We start from the raw sequence: 19,618 nt of genomic DNA on the forward strand, positions 1-19,618 counted from the left end.
GGCACATGAAGCATTGGTTCAAGGACGCGCACTTCCGATCGCTGCTGAAGAACAGCAGCTATCTCGCGATATCCAAAGTGATCGCTGCGCTTGCGGGCGTGGCGACACTGGCATTCGCTGGACGCGGATTGGGCGTCGTCCTGTTCGGGACCCTCATCCTCATCACCAGCTACGCGAAGGCCGCGAGCGGCATCAGCAAGTTCCAGTCGTGGCAGCTCATCGTCCGCTACGGCGGCAAGGCGCTGGCCGCTGGCGAACACGAGGACTTCAAGGCGTCCACGGGCTTCGCCTTTGCGCTCGACGTGGTCAGCGGCATCGGCGGGATGATCGTCGCGGTGATGCTCCTGCCGTTCATCGGCAAATGGGTCGGCATCCCCGAGCAATATCTGTGGCTGGGCATGCTTTACTGCACCCTGCTTCCGACGATGGGTGCGGCGACACCCGTCGGAGTGTTGCGGTCGCTGGACCGGTTCGACCTCATCAGCTGGCAGGGCAGCAGCTACCCGATCGCCCGCGCCATCCTTGCCTCGATCGCTTTCTTCTCGAACGCACCGTTCGAAGCCTATGTCGCGATCTGGTGGGTCACGGATCTCGGCGGCGACATGTTCCTGTGGTTCCTGGCCGTCCGAGAGCTGCGCCGGCGCGGATTGATGCAGGGCATTCGCCCAACCTTGCGGCCGACTACACTTCCGGGCGCCTGGCGGTTCGCGATTCACGTGAACCTGACGTCCAGCCTCATTGCGGCATGGGGACCAATCGCGCGTCTCGTCGTCGGCGGACTCCTCGGGCCGAGCGGAGCAGCGCTGTTCCGTGTCGCATCGAGCCTTGCGGATAGCGCTCAAAAGCCCGCTGAATTCCTTGCCCGAGCTTTTTATCCGGAGATCGTCCGCATGGACGTCCGCACGAAGCAGCCGTGGAAGCTTATGCTGAGAAGTGCCGTGATGGCCGGCATGATCGCGCTGACCGCGGTCCTCCTGCTGCTGGTCGGCGGCAAGCCGCTCGTGCACCTGCTGTTCGGAAAGCAGTTCCTCGGTGCCTATCCGATCCTGATGGTGCTGATCATCGCGCCGGTGATCGGCATCTTCAGTTTCCCGCTGCCGTCGATGCTTTACGCGCTCGACCGTCCGGATGCGCCGCTCAAGGCGCGGTTGGTCGGAACGATCGTCTATTTCGCTTTGATCGCTCCACTCTGCGCCCGCTTTGGAGTGATGGGTGCCGCTGCTGCGTTCGTCAGCGCCTACGCGACCATGTTCGTGGTGCTCGCGCTCCAGGTCCGCGCAGAATACAAGCGGGTGCGCGCGAAGGCCTGATGAGCAGCCAGATGCCGCGCATTTGGGTCCTGCTCGGCCAGAGACGCGGCGACAACAACCAGCTGCTCGCGCTTGCGGAAGCGCTGAAGACGCCGTTCGAGACGCGGACGCTGAAGTATCGGCTTTCGTGGGGCTTGCTACTCCGGCTCTTTCCGCAGCGGCCGACACTCGTGACAAGCGAGTCCCGCGGCCATCTCCGGCCTCCCTGGCCGGACGTCGTAATCGGCATCGGACGCCGCAGCGTGGCGGTTGCTCGGTGGATCAAGCGGATGAGCGGCGGCCGCACGAAGCTCGTACGCGTCGGCAATCCTAGAACGAGTTCGGGACTCTTCGACCTTGTCATCACAACGCCGCAATATCCGGTGCCGCCGGCGCCAAGCGTGCTCAAGCTGCCGCTGTCGATGGACAGGCACAGCTCTCCGCCGAAGCTGACGGACTCTGAGCGAGCATGGCTCGAAGAGCTCCCTCGGCCGCACCTGCTCGTGTCGGTGGGTGGGAGGACCCGCTACTGGCATTTGCCCGAGGCGCAAATCGTGGGCGCGGTCGAACGCTTGGCGCAGCGCGCCACAGCTTCCGGCGGGTCACTGATCGTGGCGAGTAGCCCACGCACGACCACGGAGATTACCGCAGCAATCCAGCGCGCACTCGCCAATCGCCCGGACTGCAAACTCATATCTGACGAAAGCCTGCGCTACCCTGTGCTGCTAGACGACGCGGACGAGCATTTCGTCACGGGCGACAGCGTCTCCATGATTTCCGAAGCGATCGTGACTGGAAAGCCCGTGGGCCTGATCCCCGTCGAGCTGGATGCCGAAGGCCGCAAGGCGCTGGGCTCCGAGGGCCTTTCCAGCTCCGTGCGCGACGTTCGTCGCGTCTGGGCAGAGCTTCAGACAAATGGCCTTCTCGGGACGATCGACGAGCCCATCGCCGGCAAGATCGCGGACCCTGTGAGGACCGCGGCGGAGGCGGTCGGTGCACTTCTGGACTAGAGCGACATTTCCTCGAAGCCGTCCTGCTTCACGGTGCGGTCGATGTCCACGAGCGTCGTCAACAGGCTCTCCATCCGGTCGAGAGGCCATGCGTTGGGCCCATCCGACTTGGCGTTCGCGGGATCGGGGTGCGTTTCCATGAACAGGCCGGAAATGCCCGCCGCCACTGCAGCGCGAGCGAGCACCGGCACGAACTCCCGCTGACCGCCCGAGCTGGTGCCCTGCCCGCCCGGAAGCTGGACCGAGTGCGTGGCGTCGAACACAACGGGGCAGCCGGTCTCGCGCATGATCGACAGGCTGCGCATGTCGGACACGAGGTTGTTGTAGCCGAACGAGACGCCGCGCTCGCAGACCATGATCGTGTCTTCGTTGACGCCCGCCGCCTGGGCAGCGCTCCGTGCCTTGTCCACGACATTGACCATGTCGTGCGGCGCCATGAACTGCGCCTTCTTGATGTTCACCGGCTTGCCCGACGCGGCCACCGCGTGGATGAAATCCGTCTGCCGCGCCAGGAACGCCGGGGTCTGCAGCATGTCGACGGCCTGCGACACCGGCTCGATCTGCGGAATGTCGTGGACATCGGTCAGCACCGGCACACCGATCTTCTCGCGGACGTTGGCGAGGATCCGGAGCCCCTCATCCATGCCGGGACCGCGGAAGCTTTTGTCGGAGGAGCGGTTTGCCTTGTCGAAGCTCGACTTGAAGACGAACAGGATGCCGAGCTTGTCGGCGATGGTCTTCAGGCGCTCCGCGACGCTGAGCTGAAGCTCCTCGCTTTCGACCACGCACGGGCCGGCGATAAGGAAGAAGGGCTGGTCGAGCCCGATGTCACGTCCGAACAATTGCATGCGCGCGCCTTTAGCGAAGGGAGTCGACGACCGCCACCGGGTGCCAGTCGCCAAGCCCGTTTTGTGAGCCGAAATCAGGCGGAAACGGCTCGCCCGCGTGAATTCCGCCGGTCACGAAGACCGTGTCGAACCCCATTCTTGCACCGCCAAGGACGTCGGTCTGGAGGCCGTCGCCGATGGCCAAGACCTCGCTTGCGGGCGGATTTCCGCCCAGTGAAAGCGCGTGACGGTAAATCGCCGGGAAAGGCTTGCCGTACCATTCCACGCGGCCGCCCAGGCCGAGATAGATGTCGGCCAGCGCGCCAGCGCACGGCTCGGTCATGCCGCCGCGCACGACGACCCGGTCGGGGTTGAGGCAGTGCAGGAGGACGCCGCGGTCTGCGAGTTCTTCGAGCTGCGTCCGATAGTCCTCGACATGCCTGCGCTCGTCGTCGAGGCCGGTGCAGGCGATCTCTGTGAAGCCGTCTTCGACCAGGATCAATCCCCTGCCCTCGAATATCTCGCGGTCCGACCGCGTCCCGATGAAGCCGGCTGGACTGCCCACCGTCTTCAGCACCGCGATCCCAGCTTCACCGCTCGTCGCAATGCCGTCCCACGCCGCTCCCGGGAGGCCAATCCGTCCGAGCTGTTCCTTCACGGCGTCGGCCGTTCGCGGAGCATTGGTGATGAGCACGACTGTGCGGCTCTGCTCGCGCCATTGGAGCAGCCGATCCGCCGAACCAGGGTAGAGCTCGACACCGTCATGGACGACGCCCCAGATATCGCAGAGGATCAGCCGGTAGCGCTCGGGAAGCGCGTCGAAGAAGCTCATTCGAGACCTGAATCGATCAGAGCCTGCTCGATCGGCTCGACATCCTCGGGATTGTTGAGTTCGCGCATCGCGAACGGCGGCGTTTCGACGTCTACGACGGCCATCGGCACTCCAGCTACGAGAAACCGAAGCTGCTCCAGGCCCTCGAGCGTCTCCAACTCGCTGGCCGGGGTGGCGACGTAGCGCTCCAGCGCCTCCGGGCGATACGCATAGACGCCGACGTGGAGCCGCACTGGCGACATGCGCTCATCCAGCGCATGCTTGGGCAGATAGGGGATCAGCCGCTTCGAGAAATAGAGTGCATAACCCTGCGCGTCCGTCACCACGCTCGTGCCTCCGACCCGGCCGGCCGCTTCCTCGGCCTGCAGCACGCGCACTTCGTCGCTGCGAAGGCGCATTGCGGGCGTCGCGACCAGCGCATCGCTGTCGTCGCGCATACGCGCGATCAGCGCCTCCACGAAACCCGGGGGCGTCAGCAGCGCATCTCCCTGGAAATTGATCACCAGGTCCGGATCGTGAAGCGATGCGAGCGCCTCAGCGCAGCGCTCCGTGCCGTTGCGGCACTCCGGCGATGTCATGATCACACCGACGCCGAACTTGGTGCACGCATCTGCAATCCGCTCGTCGTCGGTCGTCACGTAGACACCGGACACGCCGGACACCTTGAGAGCCGCCTCGACGCTCCTCTGAATGAGAGGCTTGGCGGCTCCGCCCGCTCCCTTCAGTTCGACGAGCGGCTTGCCGGGGTAGCGCGACGATGCATAGCGCGCCGGGATCAGGATGACCGTGTTCATCGTGCCGCCGGACAATCGTGGATGTGAAGAACGCCGACCGGCCGCTTACGCCCTTCGCTCTCGTCGACCACGAACAGGGCTGTAATCCGATACTGCTCGAAGAGGTGCAGCGCGTCGTCGACCAGCGCGTCCTGCGGGACGGTTTTCGGATCGGGAGTCATGAACTCGCGAGCGATGTGCTCGAGACCCTCTTCCATGTGCCGGCGGAGGTCTCCGTCGGTGATCACGCCAACGAGAAAGCCGTCCGCATCCGTCACGCCGACTAGTCCAAGCCTTTTCTCGCTCATCACGACGATGACATCGTGCATCGAGCTGTCGGCGCCCGTGAGCGGAGTATCCCGTCCGGCGTGCATGAGGCGCTTCACCGGCTTGAGCCGTGCACCGAGCGACCCGCCCGGATGGAGCCGGCCGAAGTCTGTCCGAGTGAAGCCCTTGAGGTGCATCACCGTCATGGCGAGCGCATCGCCGAGCGCCAGGGTCATCGTCGTCGACGTAGTCGGAGCGACCGATTCCGGACCGACTTCCTTCCACTCGGGAAGTACGAGCGGAGCCGTGGCTGCGGTGGCCAGCATCGACTGGGCATTGCCGGTGATCGCAATCATCGGGATGCCGATCGCATCGAAATGGTCGATGACCGGCTCCAGCTCCGACGTCTCGCCGCTCTGCGAAATGAGGATCGCGACGTCCCCTTTAGCTGCCATGCCGAGATCGCCGTGGATTGCTTCCGCCAGGTGCAGGAACGTGGCGGTCGTGCCGGTCGACGCGAAGGTCGCCGCGATCTTGCGCCCGACATGACCAGACTTGCCGAGCCCGCTGACGATAAGCTTGCCGCCGCAGTTGCGGATCAGGTCCACAGCGCGCTCGAACTGCTCGCCAAGACTGTCGGCAAGGGCATCGAGCGCGCGCGCCTCGTCGTGCAGGACGTGGCGGCCGAAATCGAGAATCCCTTCGGTCGAACCGCTTTGTGACAACGCGTCATTCATGTCGCCGCACCTAGCCAGCGCAGAAGCGGCTGTGAAGCCGAGCGCTTGACGAACTGCGGCCCAGCAGCTTGGGTCCACGACGCCGTCCAAGGGGAGAGTGTGTGGCGAAGAAATTGACTCGGTTCATCCTGCTGGCGCTCCTGCTCGGCGTGATTGCCGGCTGGGCGATCAACGCCGCCATCGACGACGGCAGCCTGCAAAGCGCCGAGCAGCTGAAGCAGATCGCCGATTACCTCAGCATCGTCACAGCGCTGTTCCTGCGATTGATCAAGATGATCATCGCTCCGCTCGTTTTCTCAACCCTGGTCGCGGGCATCGCCCACATGGGCGACATCGCCGCGCTCGGCCGCGTCGGGCTGCGTTCGGTCACATGGTTCATCTTGGCGAGCCTCGTCTCGCTAACGCTTGGCCTAATACTCGTGAACCTGCTCCAGCCTGGCGTCGGGCTGAACCTGCCGCTGCCGCCGGCCACTGCCGCAAGCGGGGTCGAGACTGCCGCCTTCAACCTCAAGGATTTCGTCACCCACCTCGTGCCGGCTTCGATCTTCGAGGCGATGAGCACGAACGAGATCCTGCCCATCGTCATCTTCTCGATCTTCTTCGGCGTGGCCCTCACAGCCGTCGGCGATGCCGGAAAGCCGATCGTTCGCGGCGTCGAAGCGCTGGTGAAAGTGATGCTGCAGGTCACCGATTACGTGATGCGGTTCGCGCCCTTCGCGGTCTTCACGGCAGTGACCAGCTCGATTGCCGAAAAAGGCCCGGAGATCCTGATTACCTTCGGCAAGTTCGTCGGCAGCTTCTATCTCGGCCTGGCGATCCTGTGGGCACTGTTAATCGCCGCCGCCTTCGTCATCGTCGGCCCGCGGGTCAAGCATCTCGTTCGCTACATTCGCGACCCGATCGTCCTCGCCTTCTCCACCGCGTCGAGCGAGGCCGCTTACCCGCGCACTTTGGAAGCGCTCGACCGGTTCGGCGTTCCCCCGCGCATTGCGAGTTTCGTCCTGCCCTTGGGCTATTCGTTCAATCTCGACGGATCGATGATGTACATGACCTTCGCGACGATCTTCATCGCGCAGGCCTATGGCATCGACCTGACCATCGGCCAGGAAATCACCATGCTTCTGGTGCTGATGATCACTTCCAAGGGCATGGCGGGCGTTCCGCGCGCCAGCCTCGTCGTGATCGCGGCGACCATGTCGATGTTCAAGATCCCGGAAGCTGGCCTGCTGCTGATCCTTGCGGTCGACCATTTCCTCGACATGGGCCGTTCGGCGACGAACGTGGTCGGCAATGCGGTCGCGTCAGCAGTCGTCGCCAAGTGGGAGGGCGATCTCGATCCGGAGGCGCCCGCCGACATCGAGCCGCCGCACGCGCCGTCCCACGTGGCTCGTACCGCCCCGATCGACGATCACTTCTAGGCGCCGGCTTTCGCGGACCAGATCCACGCTGCGGCCGGGAACGAGACTCTCCCGCCGTCGTGATGCTGCTCGATCAGGGTGCGCATTCGATCGAGGGCGTCGCTGCGCTCTTGCTTAGAAGGTGATTCCAGAAGGCGCGCGGACGGGCCCAGTTCGCTGAAGAAGCCGAGAGCGTGGTCGACGGCATCTGCGCCCTGACCCGCCACATAGTTGAAGCGAACGTCGTGCAGGTCGCTCTCTACCCAGCCGGAGGCGGCGAAGATGTCGCGGACGTAAGCGGGATCGGCGAATGCGAAGCCGCTTGGCTCTCTGCCGGGTGCGGGCAGTTCGCGATCCGCGACCGCGCACGCCAAGGCTGAGGCCCACGGATTCGACTCCCAGCTCTGGAAGCATGAGAAGACCAGGGAGGCTCCGGTCGTGGCAGCCGAACGGAAGCTTCCAAACGCCTGCACCGGGTCGTCGAAGAACATGGTTCCGTGCCGAGAGAAGAAGAGGTCGAACGGCCCTTCGCTTCGGGCGACCACCTCTGCATCGCCTTCGACGACACGGACGTGGGGCAAATCGACAGCACGCTGACGAGCGATGCCGGCCAGTTCGGATGAAACGTCGCAGGCGACGATCTCCGCGTCAGGCAAGGCCGCGGCGACCTCCAATGCAGTAGAACCTGGACCACAGCCGATTTCGAACGCCCTGACGGCCCCCGGTGCGCTCTCCTTCACCGCGGCGAGGAGGTAGGGAGCGAGGCCGGCGAGACCCGCATCCGTGTCGCGCCAGCGTCTCGCCCAGACCGACCCGCTCCTGGTCGCCCACTGCGAAACGCCCGCCGCGAGGTTTGCGTCCGTCATGAGGGCGGTCCGAACGGATCGTCGATGCTTGGCGGAGGTGAGGTGAAGAACTTGGGGCCCGCTTCGGTCATGTGCCAGCAGTCCTCGATACGGACGCCGAACTTGCCGGGAATGTAGATACCGGGCTCGTTCGAAAAGCACATTCCGGGGGCCAGGGGCGTGGTCTCGCCGTGCACGAGGTTGACCGGCTCGTGGACCTCCATCCCGATGCCGTGCCCAGTCCGGTGAGACGTGCCCGGTAGCTTGTAGCCCGGACCGTAGCCCCAGCTTTCGTAGGTGCGGCGCACTGCGTCATCGACGCTTCCTGCCGGTGCTCCGACCTTCGCGGCGGCCATGGCGATCTGCTGGCCGCGATGGACCTGGTCGAAGACCTTGCGCTGCTCGGGAGTTGGATCGGCGCCGAACACGAACGTGCGCGTGATGTCGGCCTGGTAGCCGTGGACCGAGCAGGTGCAGTCCATCAGCACGATATCGCCGCGCTTGACCACGTGCGGCTTCTTGCTGCCGTGCGGATAAGCCGATGCTTCGCCGATCAGAGCGAGGCCGGGATCATAGACACCGCCGAGCTTCTCCTGGGCGGCGGCGATCAGTGCGTCGATATCGGCGCCCGTCATCCCTTCCTTCGTTCGCTCGCCCGCGTAGCGCATCGACGCCAGCATGATGTCGTTGGCGGCCTGCAGCAGGGCGAGTTCGGCGGGCGTCTTGATCATCCTGAGCTGGCGAACGACCGGATTGGCGCTCACGATGGATGCCGACGGCAGCTGCCGCTTCAGGCGATCCTCGATCCAGAAGCGATTGGTTTCCTCGAAGCCGACGGGCTGGTTGGCAACGCCGCATTCCTTGAGGAAGTCGGCAACGAGCTTGAGCGGCTCCTCATCCTCCTGCCAGGTGCGGATCTCCGCGGGCACGAGGAGCATTTCCTCGATGGAAGGCTTCTCGAAGAAAGGCGTAACGATAATCGGGTCGCCCTGCGCCGGGATGACCACGCCGGTCAGCCGTTCGCTGCGCCACCACTGGATGCCCGTGAAGTAATCAAGGCTGGGGCCGGACTCGACGAGCACAGCGCCGATCCCATTGCGCTGCATAAGCTCCCTCGCCCGTGCGAGCCGCGCCATGCGCTCCTCGCGGCTGATCGGCGGCGGAAGCTTGACCGGCTTGAAATCGGACTGCGCGGCGTGAAGGATGCTCGGGGGGAGCGCGGCCGATGCAGCGAGTGCTCCCGCTCCCTTCATCATCCACCGGCGTGTGAGCGTCATTCCGGCCATCTCTTCCCCCTGTCGATCGGGACAAGTGTTGCATGCCGCCGCAGCTTCGGCCAGCACGCCCGCGAAAGATCACCAAATGTTCGAATCGGCTTTCCAGGACGGGGTGAAGCGCCCCGGCACGCGCGAGATGACGGCCATGCTCGCCGGGCTCATGGCGCTCAACGCCTTCGCGATCGACGCGATGATCCCGGCCCTTCCGGACATCGGCCGCTCGCTGAACGTCGCGGAGGAGAACGAGCGGCAGTTGGTCGTGATCGCCTACTTTCTGGGGTTCGCCTCCACGCAGCTGTTGTGGGGACCGCTGGCGGACCGGTTCGGACGGAAGCCGATCCTGGCCTGCGGCGTCATCCTCTACGGTATCTTCGCCTTTCTCTGCGCCTTTGCCGGCAGCTTTCCGCTGCTCATAGCGGGGCGAGTGGCGATGGGCGCCTCGGCCGCCGTTACACGCGTGCTCGTCGTGGCGATGGTTCGCGACCTTTTCGAGGCCGAAGCCATGGCTCGAGTCATGAGCCTCGTCTTCATGGTCTTCATGCTCGTCCCGGTGCTCGCTCCGAACATCGGGCAGTTGATCCTTCTGTTCGCCCCGTGGCGCGCGATCTTCCTGGTCCTTGGCGGCTATGCGTTCCTCATGCTCGCCTGGTCGTGGCTGCGCCTGCCCGAGACGCTGCATCCGGAGTTCCGGCGGAAGCTCGACTGGCGCGAGATCAGTTCCGCCGTGGCCGAGACCGTCCGGGACCGGCAGTCCCTCGGATACACGCTTGCTGTCACGATCAGTTTTGCGGGCCTGGTCGCCTACATCAGCTCGATCCAGCAAATCGTCTTTGACGCCTTCCACGAAGGCCGCTTCATCGGCCTCGTGTTCGCTGCGATTGCCGCGCCGATGGCGCTGGCATCGTACATGAACTCGCGCGTGGTCGGGCGCTTCGGTTTGAGGCGGGTCGGTCACAGCGCAGCCGCGGCCTTCGCGCTGGTGACCGCCGTGCACGCTATCATCGCTTTGGCAGGCTTTGAGTCGCTTCCGGTGTTCATCGGCATGCAGGCGCTGACCATGTGCTGCTTCGCCTTCACCTCATCGAATCTCGGCACATTGGCGATGGAAAATATGGCGCCCATCGCCGGCACAGCGTCGTCCGTGCAGGGCGTCGTTGGTACGATCGGCGCGGCACTTCTGGGCTTCGTTATCGGACAACAGTTCGACGGGACGGCCACGCCCTTCGTGGTCGGCACAGCTCTCTGCGCAACGGGCGGCTTCCTGGTGATCGTGCTCACGGAGCCGACGCGGCTATTCGAACGACTGAACGCGGACGAGAAACCGGACTCGTCCGGGCTCACCGAGGATCTCGCTTAAGCCAAAGAAGACCGCCGCGCGAGCTGTCCTCACGCGGCGGTCCAATTCTGAAGAGCTAGAAATTATTCGGCAGCGACGTCGTCGTCTGGCGACGGACCAACCATTAGCGCCTCGCCGACCTCCTCGGTCTTGCCGCGGATGGAGCGCTCGATGCGATCGAGCATGTCCGGATTCTCCTTGAGGAAGACCTTCGCGTTTTCGCGGCCCTGCCCGATCCGGACCGAGTCGTAGCTGAACCAGGCGCCCGACTTCTCGACCAAGCCGGCCTTGACGCCGAGGTCGAGAACCTCGCCGACCTTGGACACGCCTTCGCCGTACATGATGTCGAACTCGACCTGCTTGAACGGCGGAGCGACCTTGTTCTTCACGACCTTCACGCGGGTCGTGTTGCCGATGATATCGTCGCGATCCTTGATCTGGCCGGTGCGGCGGATGTCGAGACGGACCGAAGCGTAGAACTTCAGCGCGTTGCCGCCGGTCGTCGTCTCGGGATTTCCGTACATGACGCCGATCTTCATGCGGACCTGGTTGATGAAGATCACCAGGCAGCGCGAGCGGCTGATCGAACCCGTCAGCTTGCGCAGCGCCTGGCTCATTAGGCGCGCCTGAAGGCCGACGTGGCTGTCGCCCATCTCGCCCTCGATCTCGGCCCGCGGAACCAGCGCGGCCACGGAGTCGATCACCAGCACGTCAATCGCGTTGGAACGGACGAGCGTGTCGACGATCTCCAGCGCCTGCTCGCCCGTGTCGGGCTGCGACACGATCAGCTCGTCGATGTCGACACCAAGCTTCTTCGCATAGACCGGGTCGAGCGCATGCTCCGCGTCCACGAACGCTGCCGTGCCGCCGACGCGCTGCGCTTCCGCAATCGCGTGCAGCGCAAGCGTCGTCTTGCCCGAGCTTTCCGGACCGTAGATTTCGACGATGCGGCCGCGTGGCAGTCCGCCGACGCCGAGCGCGATATCGAGGCCGAGGCTGCCGGTCGAGATCGTCTCGATCTCCATCTTCTCACGGCTGCCGAGCTTCATTGCCGAGCCCTTGCCGAACGCGCGATCGATCTGCGCGAGCGCAGCCTCAAGGGCCTTTTGCCTATCCATTCCGGGTACTTCCAATCCGCTACCGATGACTTTGAGCTGCGCTGCCATGCTATTCATCCCCTCGTCAACGGGCGTCCGAGCGCCGCCCCCATATTCTTTTTGTACATGCTTTGTTCCGTGAGAACAAGAGGGGAACTAGTCTTAGTAAAGTCAGTAAAGTCACGGAGAGCCGGCCCTTTGCCGAGACTTTTGGACCTGGACTTGATCGCCGACAGGTGGGAAGTCGCGAATGGGCCAGGTCACCGCGCACCCATCTCACTCGAAATCTATTTTGAAAGAGCGGCAAGCGCGTCGCTCATCGCCTCGTGAAGGGCGGTCGTGTGATAGATGTCGTTGTGCCCGACTCCTTCGATTGTCCTGTCGAAGACAAGGTTCGGCACCCGGCGACGGAGCGCATCCGTCCGCCGGCCCGGGATCAAAGTGTCCCTGCCCGCCGCGATGATGGCGACCGGCGCGTCGACGCGGCGCAGGCTGCCCGCGGCATCGATTTGCTCATGGAAGACCATTCCGATCGGGAGCCAGGGACAATGGCCCTGCGCGACCGCTTTTAGAGAGTCGAAGGGCGTCACCAGAATGAGTCCATCGAGATGACGCTTTTCCGCCAGGCTCGCCGCAACGCCGCTTCCGATACTGAAGCCGACGGCGATCGTCCGCTGCGGCTTCACGCGGGCAGTCGCGGCGTCATAGATCAGCGGGGCGTCCGCCATCAGCGCTTCGGTCGAAGGCGAGCCGGTCGACGGCGCATATCCCCGATAGTGGAACGCGACGATGTGCGCTTCGGGATAGACCTCGCTGAGGTAATCGGCGGCGTCCGCCGAGTTCCAGGCATTGCCCGCGAAGGCCACAATCAGGAGCCGCTCGCCGCCATCCCGCGAAGGCGGGATGTGAACGCCCTGCAGCCGATAGCCGTCGGGCGTGTTCAGGCTGAGGCGCTGCGTGCCGTGCGGCAGCGGACCCGGACGGCCGACCATGTGGGTCGGAAAGAGGATGCGGTTCTGGAAAAGCGACACGACCAACGCGAAGATAAGGAACAGGACAAGCCCGACCGTAACGAGCTTGATCACGGTTGGATGCTTACTGGGCGAAGGCCGCTTCGAGAGCCGGGGTGACCCGATCGACGGTATAGGGCTTTTCGATCACCGGAACGTTGGCGAATTCCGCGGGCGGCGGATCGACGTGCCCGCCGGTCGCGAGCACAAACGGGATCTGCTTGTCGCGCAAGCGCTCGGCAACGGGCCAGACGCTTTCTCCCTTCAGGTTCACGTCGAGGATCGCGACATCGAACCCGCCCTTGTCGGCTTCTACGAGGGCATCGCCCACGGACTCGCACGTCGCACGCACAGAATGACCGAGCGACTCCAGAAAGTCCTCGAGCATCATCGCGATGAGTGGCTCGTCCTCTACAACCAGGATGCTACGCTGCCCCATATTTCCCTGCGATAAGCTGAGGTTCGTCCGGAGCAAAGCCCCTAATTGTTAAGACGGAGTAAGAGCCTTGCGCGCCGCCTCGGCAAGCTCCTGCACCGAGAACGGCTTGGGGAGGAAAGCAACCTTGTCGATGTCGATGGATTTGCGAAGTTGTTCTTCCGCGTAGCCGGACATGAAAAGGACAGGCAGATCGGGCCGCGTCTTGCGCGCTTCGCGAACCATCGTCGGTCCATCCATCTCCGGCATGACGACGTCGCTGATCAGCAAAGCGAATTCCTCGCCGCGGTCCAGGATCTCCAGCGCTTCCTGACCATTGTTGGCCGTGACCACCGAATAACCGTGGCGAGTGAGCGCCCGCTCGGCCACGGTCCGAACCATCGGTTCGTCCTCGACGAGCAGCACGGTACCCGTGCCCCAAAGTTCGTTGTGGCCTTCCTTGCCTCGGCGGGTCGGCTTGGGTGCTTCCTCCGCGCCGTGGACCGGCAAGTAGATGACGAAGCGGGTTCCCTCGTCGACCTTGGAGTCCGCGAAGATGAAACCCCCGGACTGCTTGACGATACCGTAAACGGTGGAGAGGCCGAGGCCCGTTCCCTTGCCCACTTCCTTGGTCGTGAAGAAGGGCTCGAATACCTTGCCGAGGACGCTCGCGGGGATGCCGCAGCCGGTGTCGCTGACCGACAGCGCCGTATAATCCGCGACCGGCAGGATCTCGGAGCCGAGCTCCGCGACCTGATCCGCACGCACGGCGTAGGTCTGGATGGTCAGCGTTCCGCCGCCCTGGTTCGCCATGGCGTCCCGCGCATTGACCGCGAGGTTGATGATCACCTGCTCGAGCTGGCCCGGGTCGGCGCGGATCGGGCCAAGACCGCGGCCGTGCTTCACGACCAGAACCGTGGTCTCGCCGAGCAGGCGCTTCAGGAGGTGGGAGACTTCCGACACGACGTCCGGAAGCTGAAGGACCTGCGGGCGCAACGTCTGCTGGCGAGAGAAAGCGAGCAGCTGTCGCGTCAGTCCCGCCGCGCGGTTCGAGTTCGACTTGATCTGTTGGATATCGTCGTAGTCGCTGTCGCCCGGAGTGTGCCGCATCAGCATGAGGTCGCAATGACCGATGATTGCGGTCAGGATGTTGTTGAAGTCGTGCGCAACGCCGCCCGCGAGCTGGCCGACCGCCTGCATCTTGGTCGCTTGCGCGATCTGCCGCTTGAGCTTCGCTTCCTCGCTATTGTCCTTGAGCAGCAGGAGCACCGCCGCATCGCCAAGCCCGCGAAGGCCACCGATGGTGAGCGCGACGGGCTCCCTGGGATCGCGAGCCAGACGCACTGCGATATCGCCCGACGTAGCCGGTCCGCGCGCATTTCGGCGGACGGCGTCCGCGACGGCGGCCTTGTCTTCCTTCACGACGAGGTCGCCGGGATAGACGAGTTTGGAATTGCCCTTGATGCCGGCGGCGCCGCGGAACGCCTGGTTCATCGTCAGGAACCGGCCGTCGCGGTCGACGAGCGCGAGTCCGATCGGAAGCATGTCCAGCAGGGCTTGAAGGTTCGACGAACTGCTCGATGCCTCCGAACTGTCGAATAGCATGAACGTGCCTACGCCATTCGGCTGTCCGGGGTGGACCGGAACGTGCACAGCGCGCATCGCCGTTCCAGACTCACCCTCCGCGACAAGACGAAAGAGACCGTCTTCGCCCACCTCTACCAACTCGTTGAAACGCAGATTTTCGTCAGCGTGACCCGTAGGGACCGCGCGGTCCGCAAACAGCTTGTTCGCCGCGAGCAAACGCCCTTCCCCATCCACCACGGCGGCGAGGAGCCCGGCCCGCGTCAGCCGCTCACCGGTCGGACCCGAAATGCCCTGGATGGTCAGCGCCAGGGGGTCCGCTGCAGGCGCGCTCGGGAAGCGCCAGATGAGCATGTCGTTGCGAATGCCGGCGCGCTGGACCTCGATGGCCGCTGATCCGGCGAGCGTAGCGACATTGGCGGCGCAGCCCGCCCCGTCCCGCCAGGCCATGGAAACCGCTGCCAGCAGCGATTGCCCGGATTCATCGTCGGCAGGAAGGTTGAGCGGCGGCACCGCATCGAAGCGGTCGCGATATGCCTCATTGGCGGCGAGGAGCGCGCCCTCGGTCGAGGTGATCGCGGCCGGTCCATCGCACAGTGCGAGGGCGGCACCGACAAGCGCATAGTCGGGACCTGCGACGAGCGTGCTCGCGTCGGAGGCGACACTCGGCTTCCGGACCGCAAGTCCGCCTGCGACCGCACCAACCAGCGCGAGCGCGATCAGCACCATCGCGGGAATCGGACCGAAGAGGAACCAGACAGCCGCCGCGCTCAGCGTAGCGGCTGCAGCAAGCGCCGGGAGCAGCAAGCGATCCCCGTCCAGCGGACGGTCCGCAATCGCCGGCAACTCCTGGTGCAGCATGTTCCCCTAGCGTCTCCTTACCAGATACGTACGCGGTCCTCGGGCGCGAGGTAAAGCTTCTGGCCGGGCTTCACGTCGAACGCCTGATTCCAGGGGTCCATATTGCGGACGATATTGCCGCGCTGCTCCGACGGCGAGTGCGGGTCGGTCAGCAGGCGCTGACGGAGGTTCGGCTCGCGATAGTTGCGTCGCCACACCTGGGCCCAGCCGAGGTAGAAGCGCTGGTCGGCCGACATTCCGTCGAGGACCGGCGGAGCCTTCCCATTGAGCGAGGCGATGTACGCATCGTGCGCGACGGTGAGGCCGGCGAGATCCGCCGTATTCTCGCCCAGCGTCAGGCGGCCGTTCACGTGCAGGCCCGGAAGCGGCTCGTACTGGTTGTACTGCTCGACGAGCTTGTCGAGGCGGGCCGTGAACGCCTTCGTGTCACCCGGAGTCCACCAGTCGATCAGCTGGCCCTTCGAGTCATACTTCGCGCCCTGATCGTCGAAATGGTGGCTGAGCTCGTGGCCGATCACAGCACCGATACCGCCATAGTTGACGGCATCGTCGGCGTTGGGATCGAAGAACGGCGGCTGCAAGATGGCCGCCGGGAAGACGATCTCGACCATCGTCGGGTTGGCATAAGCGTTGATGGTCATCGGGGTCATGCCCCACTCCCACCGCCGGATCGGGCCGCCGAGCTTGCCCGTCTCGTAATTGTGCTCGAACTGGGCCGAGCGCATCGCGTTGCCGATGAGGTCGCTGCGATCGATTTGGACGCCGCTCATGTCGCGCCACTGGGTTGGGTAGCCGATCTTCGGCGTGAACGCGGCGAGCTTGGCGTGCGCCTTGACCTTCGTCTCGGGCGTCATCCACTCGAGCTTGTCGATGCGGCGGTCCATGGCGGCGATGATGTTCTTCACCATCTCGTCGGCCTTGGCCTTGGTCTCCGGCGGGAAGTATTTCGCAACGTAGAGCTTGCTGACATCGTCGCCGAGGACGCCGGTCGTGAAATCGACCGCGCGCTTCCAGCGGACTTCCTGCTCCGGAGTGCCGTTGAGGGTTTGGCCGTAGAAGCTGAAGCTCTCCTGATCGAACTTCTTCGGCAGATAGGCCGAATAGCTGTCGATTGAGCGGACCAACAGCTGATCCTTGAGAACGCCAAGGGGCGCCTTGGCCAGCAACGCCGCTTCGCCGGCGACGGCGCTCGGCTGAGCAACGACCACGCTGTCGAGGTTGACGTTGATACCCCTCATGTAGGCGGCGAAGTCGAAGCCCGGAGCGCGCTTGGCGAGATCGCGAAGCGTCATCTTGTTGTAGGTCTTGGTGCGATCGCGGCTGTCGGCCTTAGTCCAATGAACCTGCGCGATCTTCGTTTCGTAATCGAGGATCGCCTGGGCGCGAGCCGCGGCGTTGGTCTCGCCGGCGAGCGTCAGGACGTTCGTCAGGTGCTGGAGATACTTGGCCTTGGTCTCGAGCTGCTTGGCATCCTTCGACAGATAATAATCGCGGTCCGGCATGCCGAGGCCGCTCTGCAGCATGACGAGCGTGTAGACGTCAGGCGCATTTGCGTCCTGGCCGATGTAGCTCGCGAACGGACCGCCGATGCCGAGATGGTCGGCCTTGGCGTATAGCTCGTCCAGCTGCGCCTTGGACTTCATGCCCCGGATTTCGTTCAGCCACGGCTCGAACGGTGCGAGGCCCTTCGCTTCGATGGCCGCTTCGTCGAGGAAACTGGCATAGGCGGCGCCGATGCGGCTGTTGGGATCCTTGGACTGCTCCTCGATCAGGTCCTTCGTGCGCTGGCGCGAAAGATCGTCGAGGACGGTGAAGGCGCCATAGTTGGACTTGTCCGCCGGGATCGGCGTGTTCTTCGTCCAGGTGCCGTTGGCGAAGGCGTAGAAATTATCGCCTGGGGCCACCGAAGTATCCATGCCGGCCGCGTCAAATCCGAAGGTGCCGTAGGTGGGCTTCGGAGCCGGCGGGGATTCCGCCGCAGGAACAGCCGGCGCGGCTTCAGCCGACGGCGGTGCGATATCGGCGCTATGCGTCGCACATCCGGCGAGCGCAGTGCCCGCCGCGAGAACGGCAATCCAACGAACCATGTAGACGACTCCCCAAGATACTATTCGGCCGGCGCGCCCTCCCGCGCCAAAGCCCGCCGATGCAACCACTTACGCCCGACCCACCAGCGCCATCCGACGAGCGACACCCAATATCCTGCGAACGCAAAGAGCGCCGCGATCACGACTAGTCCCATGACCATCGCCGGGGCCGCGTCGGAGACGAGCCAGTCGAACCAGCGTCCGATGCTGGCATGCGTACTGGACAACACCTTCAGGGTCGTCAGGTCGGCGTGAAAGCCGAGGCGGTTGCCGACGTTCACTGCGGCGACGAGAAAGAAAGGTGTCGTCGCGGGGTTGGAGAGGAAGGTCATCGCCGCGGCGATCGCGACATTGCCGCGCAGGGCCATGCAGACCAGCGCTGCTCCAACGATCTGGAGCCCCGGAACCATCAGGAAGATGCCGACGAACAGGCCGATCGCCACGCCACGCGGCACCGAACGACGCGTAAAGCGCCACAGTTCTGAATTACGAATTCGCTGACCGAACGGTTTCAACAGCGGGCTGTTCTGCACCTCCTCGCGCGAAGGAGCGTGCTTGGCCATGAAAGCACGGACGGTGGTCGCGAGATCAGCCACGGGCCCTCAACAGCCGGCCCTGCTCACGCTTCCAGTCGCGCTCTTTGATTGTGTCGCGCTTGTCGTGCACCTTCTTGCCCCTGGCCAGGGCAAGTTCGACCTTGGCCCTTCCGCTCGAGTTAAAATATATGGATAGCGGAACAAGCGTTAGCCCCTGTCGAGCTACAGCACCCTGCAATTTCGAAATCTCGCGGCCTTTGAGCAACAGCTTCCGCGGCCGGCGCGGCTCATGGTTCAGGCGATTGCCGTGGCTGTATTCGGGGATGTGGCTGTTGATCAGCCACACCTCTTCGCCCTCGACCGTCGCATAGCTCTCCGCGATCGACCCTTCGCCGTGGCGGAGCGACTTCACTTCCGTCCCGACGAGCGCGATCCCGGCTTCGACGCGATCGTCGACGAAATAGTCGAAGCGCGCGCGCCGGTTCTCGGCGACGACCTTCTTTTTGTCGAACGGTGCTGGGAGGGGCTTGGACACGTCAACCTATATAGGGGCTCAAATCAGCCCGGCATGCTCCAAGGCCTTGTCGACTGCGCGCTTCGACGCATCCGAGGCCCCGGTCAATGGCAGACGCAATGCATCCGGATAGCCGGGCCTGACCCGGGTGAGCGCGTATTTGGTCGGCCCCGGCGAGGCATCCGAGAACAAGGCCGCGTGCAGCGGATAGAGCCGATCCTGCAGCTTCAGCGCATCATCCCAGCGGCCTTCCCGCGTGGCGGTCTGGAACTCGGCGCAAAGGCGCGGCGCGACATTGGCGCTGACCGAGATGCATCCCGTGCCACCCATGGCGTTGAAGCCCAGGGCCATATCGTCGTTGCCGGAGAGCTGGATGAAGTCATCTCCGCAGGTCAGGCGCTGCGCAGTCACCCTCGCGAGGTTCCCGGTCGCGTCCTTGATGCCTGCGATCTTCGGGTGTTTCGCAATCTCGGCAAGGGTTTCGACCGATATGTCGGCGACCGTCCGCGCAGGTACGTTGTAGACGATGATCGGAAGGGCCGATGCGTCTGCGAGTGCGAGGAAATGCGCGGCGAGACCGGCCTGGCTGGGGCGGTTGTAGTACGGCACGACGACCAGAGCCGCATCGGCACCGGCATCCTTCGCAGCTTTCAGATGCTCCAGACTCGTTGCGGTCGAGTTGCTGCCGCAGCCGGCAATCACCGGCACCCGGCCTTTCACCTGATCGACGACCAGCCGGAAGATGCCGTGCTGTTCTTCGTTCGTCAGCGTCGCGACTTCACCGGTGGTCCCGCACGGAACCAGGCCGTTCGAACCTTCGGCGATCTGCCAGTCGACGAACTCGCGAAGTGAGTCTTCATCGACACAGTTGCCGGAAAAAGGTGTCACCAGTGCCGGTATCGACCCGTAAAACATGAACTTTTT

Annotated in this window: 18 protein-coding genes; 4 read left to right on the forward strand and 14 right to left on the reverse strand. The window is 64.2% G+C overall.

The window, feature by feature from the left end:
* The first annotated feature begins 5 nt into the window (after positions 1–5).
* Both LZ016_RS05640 and LZ016_RS05645 read left to right on the forward strand, forming a co-directional pair.
* The gene (locus tag LZ016_RS05640) at positions 6–1,310 is read left to right on the forward strand and encodes a lipopolysaccharide biosynthesis protein (protein ID WP_241446383.1); all 1,305 of its coding nucleotides are present in this window, start codon (positions 6–8) and stop codon (positions 1,308–1,310) included.
* 11 nt (positions 1,311–1,321) lie between these two features.
* Positions 1,322–2,299 (forward strand): ELM1/GtrOC1 family putative glycosyltransferase, encoded by a 978-nt coding sequence (locus LZ016_RS05645; protein WP_241446384.1) that lies wholly within the window; start codon positions 1,322–1,324, stop codon positions 2,297–2,299.
* Here the strand turns inward: LZ016_RS05645 and kdsA are convergent.
* Genes kdsA through LZ016_RS05665 form a run of 4 tightly spaced genes read right to left on the reverse strand, consistent with a single transcriptional unit; the run spans position 2,296 to position 5,735 of the window.
* Entirely contained in the window at positions 2,296–3,147 is an 852-nt protein-coding gene (gene kdsA / locus LZ016_RS05650) for a 3-deoxy-8-phosphooctulonate synthase (protein WP_241446385.1), read from the reverse strand. The genes LZ016_RS05645 and kdsA overlap by 4 nt on opposite strands.
* 10 nt (positions 3,148–3,157) lie before the next feature.
* Positions 3,158–3,958, reverse strand: coding sequence for a TIGR01459 family HAD-type hydrolase (locus LZ016_RS05655; RefSeq protein WP_241446386.1), 801 nt, complete (start codon positions 3,956–3,958; stop codon positions 3,158–3,160).
* Positions 3,955–4,752 carry a 3-deoxy-manno-octulosonate cytidylyltransferase gene (gene kdsB, locus LZ016_RS05660; protein WP_241446387.1) on the reverse strand — a complete coding sequence of 266 codons (798 nt, stop codon included), beginning with the start codon at positions 4,750–4,752 and terminating at the stop codon, positions 3,955–3,957. Before kdsB ends, LZ016_RS05655 begins: the two co-directional genes overlap by 4 nt.
* A complete protein-coding gene (locus LZ016_RS05665) occupies positions 4,749–5,735 on the reverse strand; it encodes a KpsF/GutQ family sugar-phosphate isomerase (protein WP_241446388.1) in 987 nt (328 codons plus the stop codon). The genes kdsB and LZ016_RS05665 overlap by 4 nt, the downstream gene beginning before the upstream one ends.
* Positions 5,736–5,836: 101 nt before the next feature.
* Between LZ016_RS05665 and LZ016_RS05670 the strand changes: the two genes are divergently transcribed.
* A complete protein-coding gene (locus tag LZ016_RS05670; protein ID WP_241446389.1) occupies positions 5,837–7,153 on the forward strand; it encodes a dicarboxylate/amino acid:cation symporter in 1,317 nt (438 codons plus the stop codon).
* On the opposite strand, the gene LZ016_RS05675 is transcribed toward LZ016_RS05670, so the two are convergent.
* Together LZ016_RS05675 and LZ016_RS05680 are read right to left on the reverse strand one after the other, a co-directional pair.
* Entirely contained in the window at positions 7,150–7,998 is an 849-nt protein-coding gene (locus tag LZ016_RS05675) for a class I SAM-dependent methyltransferase (protein ID WP_241446391.1), read from the reverse strand. The genes LZ016_RS05670 and LZ016_RS05675 overlap by 4 nt on opposite strands.
* Positions 7,995–9,254 (reverse strand): M24 family metallopeptidase, encoded by a 1,260-nt coding sequence (locus LZ016_RS05680; RefSeq protein ID WP_241446392.1) that lies wholly within the window; start codon positions 9,252–9,254, stop codon positions 7,995–7,997. The genes LZ016_RS05675 and LZ016_RS05680 overlap by 4 nt, the downstream gene beginning before the upstream one ends.
* Positions 9,255–9,339: 85 nt before the next feature.
* Between LZ016_RS05680 and LZ016_RS05685 the strand changes: the two genes are divergently transcribed.
* Entirely contained in the window at positions 9,340–10,611 is a 1,272-nt protein-coding gene (locus LZ016_RS05685) for a multidrug effflux MFS transporter (protein WP_241446393.1), read from the forward strand.
* Between the two features lie 62 nt (positions 10,612–10,673).
* Here the strand turns inward: LZ016_RS05685 and recA are convergent, their stop codons facing one another.
* The 8 genes from recA to dapA all read right to left on the reverse strand — a co-directional run bounded on the left by recA (position 10,674) and on the right by dapA (position 19,609).
* Entirely contained in the window at positions 10,674–11,756 is a 1,083-nt protein-coding gene (gene recA, locus LZ016_RS05690; protein ID WP_277622510.1) for a recombinase RecA, read from the reverse strand.
* 218 nt (positions 11,757–11,974) lie between these two features.
* Entirely contained in the window at positions 11,975–12,772 is a 798-nt protein-coding gene (locus LZ016_RS05695; RefSeq protein ID WP_241446395.1) for an alpha/beta hydrolase, read from the reverse strand.
* A gap of 10 nt (positions 12,773–12,782) precedes the next feature.
* Positions 12,783–13,136, reverse strand: coding sequence for a response regulator (locus LZ016_RS05700; protein WP_241446396.1), 354 nt, complete (start codon positions 13,134–13,136; stop codon positions 12,783–12,785).
* Positions 13,137–13,184: 48 nt separating this feature from the next.
* Positions 13,185–15,557 carry a hybrid sensor histidine kinase/response regulator gene (locus LZ016_RS05705; protein ID WP_241446397.1) on the reverse strand — a complete coding sequence of 791 codons (2,373 nt, stop codon included), beginning with the start codon at positions 15,555–15,557 and terminating at the stop codon, positions 13,185–13,187.
* 17 nt (positions 15,558–15,574) lie between these two features.
* Positions 15,575–17,644, reverse strand: coding sequence for a M13 family metallopeptidase (locus LZ016_RS05710; protein WP_241446398.1), 2,070 nt, complete (start codon positions 17,642–17,644; stop codon positions 15,575–15,577).
* Positions 17,645–17,664: 20 nt separating this feature from the next.
* Complete coding sequence (locus LZ016_RS05715; protein WP_241446399.1) at positions 17,665–18,240, reverse strand: DUF2062 domain-containing protein; 576 nt, start codon at positions 18,238–18,240, stop codon at positions 17,665–17,667.
* Positions 18,233–18,715 (reverse strand): SsrA-binding protein SmpB, encoded by a 483-nt coding sequence (gene smpB, locus LZ016_RS05720; protein ID WP_241446400.1) that lies wholly within the window; start codon positions 18,713–18,715, stop codon positions 18,233–18,235. The genes LZ016_RS05715 and smpB overlap by 8 nt, the downstream gene beginning before the upstream one ends.
* 18 nt (positions 18,716–18,733) lie before the next feature.
* A complete protein-coding gene (dapA, locus tag LZ016_RS05725; RefSeq protein ID WP_241446401.1) occupies positions 18,734–19,609 on the reverse strand; it encodes a 4-hydroxy-tetrahydrodipicolinate synthase in 876 nt (291 codons plus the stop codon).
* Between the last annotated feature and the right edge of the window lie 9 nt (positions 19,610–19,618).

Origin of the sequence: Sphingomonas telluris (genome assembly GCF_022568775.1) — a bacterium.
GTDB lineage: Bacteria > Pseudomonadota > Alphaproteobacteria > Sphingomonadales > Sphingomonadaceae > Sphingomicrobium > Sphingomicrobium telluris.

Excerpts from the sequence above, each read along its gene's own strand:
- LZ016_RS05640 (WP_241446383.1), top strand. The coding sequence starts at position 6 with ATGAAGCATTGGTTCAAGGACGCGCACTTCCGATCGCTGCTGAAGAAC.
- LZ016_RS05645 (WP_241446384.1), top strand. The coding sequence starts at position 1,322 with ATGCCGCGCATTTGGGTCCTGCTCGGCCAGAGACGCGGCGACAACAAC.
- kdsA (WP_241446385.1), bottom strand. The coding sequence starts at position 3,147 with ATGCAATTGTTCGGACGTGACATCGGGCTCGACCAGCCCTTCTTCCTT.
- LZ016_RS05655 (WP_241446386.1), bottom strand. The coding sequence starts at position 3,958 with ATGAGCTTCTTCGACGCGCTTCCCGAGCGCTACCGGCTGATCCTCTGC.
- kdsB (WP_241446387.1), bottom strand. The coding sequence starts at position 4,752 with ATGAACACGGTCATCCTGATCCCGGCGCGCTATGCATCGTCGCGCTAC.
- LZ016_RS05665 (WP_241446388.1), bottom strand. The coding sequence starts at position 5,735 with ATGAATGACGCGTTGTCACAAAGCGGTTCGACCGAAGGGATTCTCGAT.
- LZ016_RS05675 (WP_241446391.1), bottom strand. The coding sequence starts at position 7,998 with ATGACGGACGCAAACCTCGCGGCGGGCGTTTCGCAGTGGGCGACCAGG.
- LZ016_RS05680 (WP_241446392.1), bottom strand. The coding sequence starts at position 9,254 with ATGACGCTCACACGCCGGTGGATGATGAAGGGAGCGGGAGCACTCGCT.
- LZ016_RS05685 (WP_241446393.1), top strand. The coding sequence starts at position 9,340 with ATGTTCGAATCGGCTTTCCAGGACGGGGTGAAGCGCCCCGGCACGCGC.
- recA (WP_277622510.1), bottom strand. The coding sequence starts at position 11,756 with ATGGCAGCGCAGCTCAAAGTCATCGGTAGCGGATTGGAAGTACCCGGA.
- LZ016_RS05700 (WP_241446396.1), bottom strand. The coding sequence starts at position 13,136 with ATGGGGCAGCGTAGCATCCTGGTTGTAGAGGACGAGCCACTCATCGCG.
- LZ016_RS05705 (WP_241446397.1), bottom strand. The coding sequence starts at position 15,557 with ATGCTGCACCAGGAGTTGCCGGCGATTGCGGACCGTCCGCTGGACGGG.
- LZ016_RS05710 (WP_241446398.1), bottom strand. The coding sequence starts at position 17,644 with ATGGTTCGTTGGATTGCCGTTCTCGCGGCGGGCACTGCGCTCGCCGGA.
- dapA (WP_241446401.1), bottom strand. The coding sequence starts at position 19,609 with ATGTTTTACGGGTCGATACCGGCACTGGTGACACCTTTTTCCGGCAAC.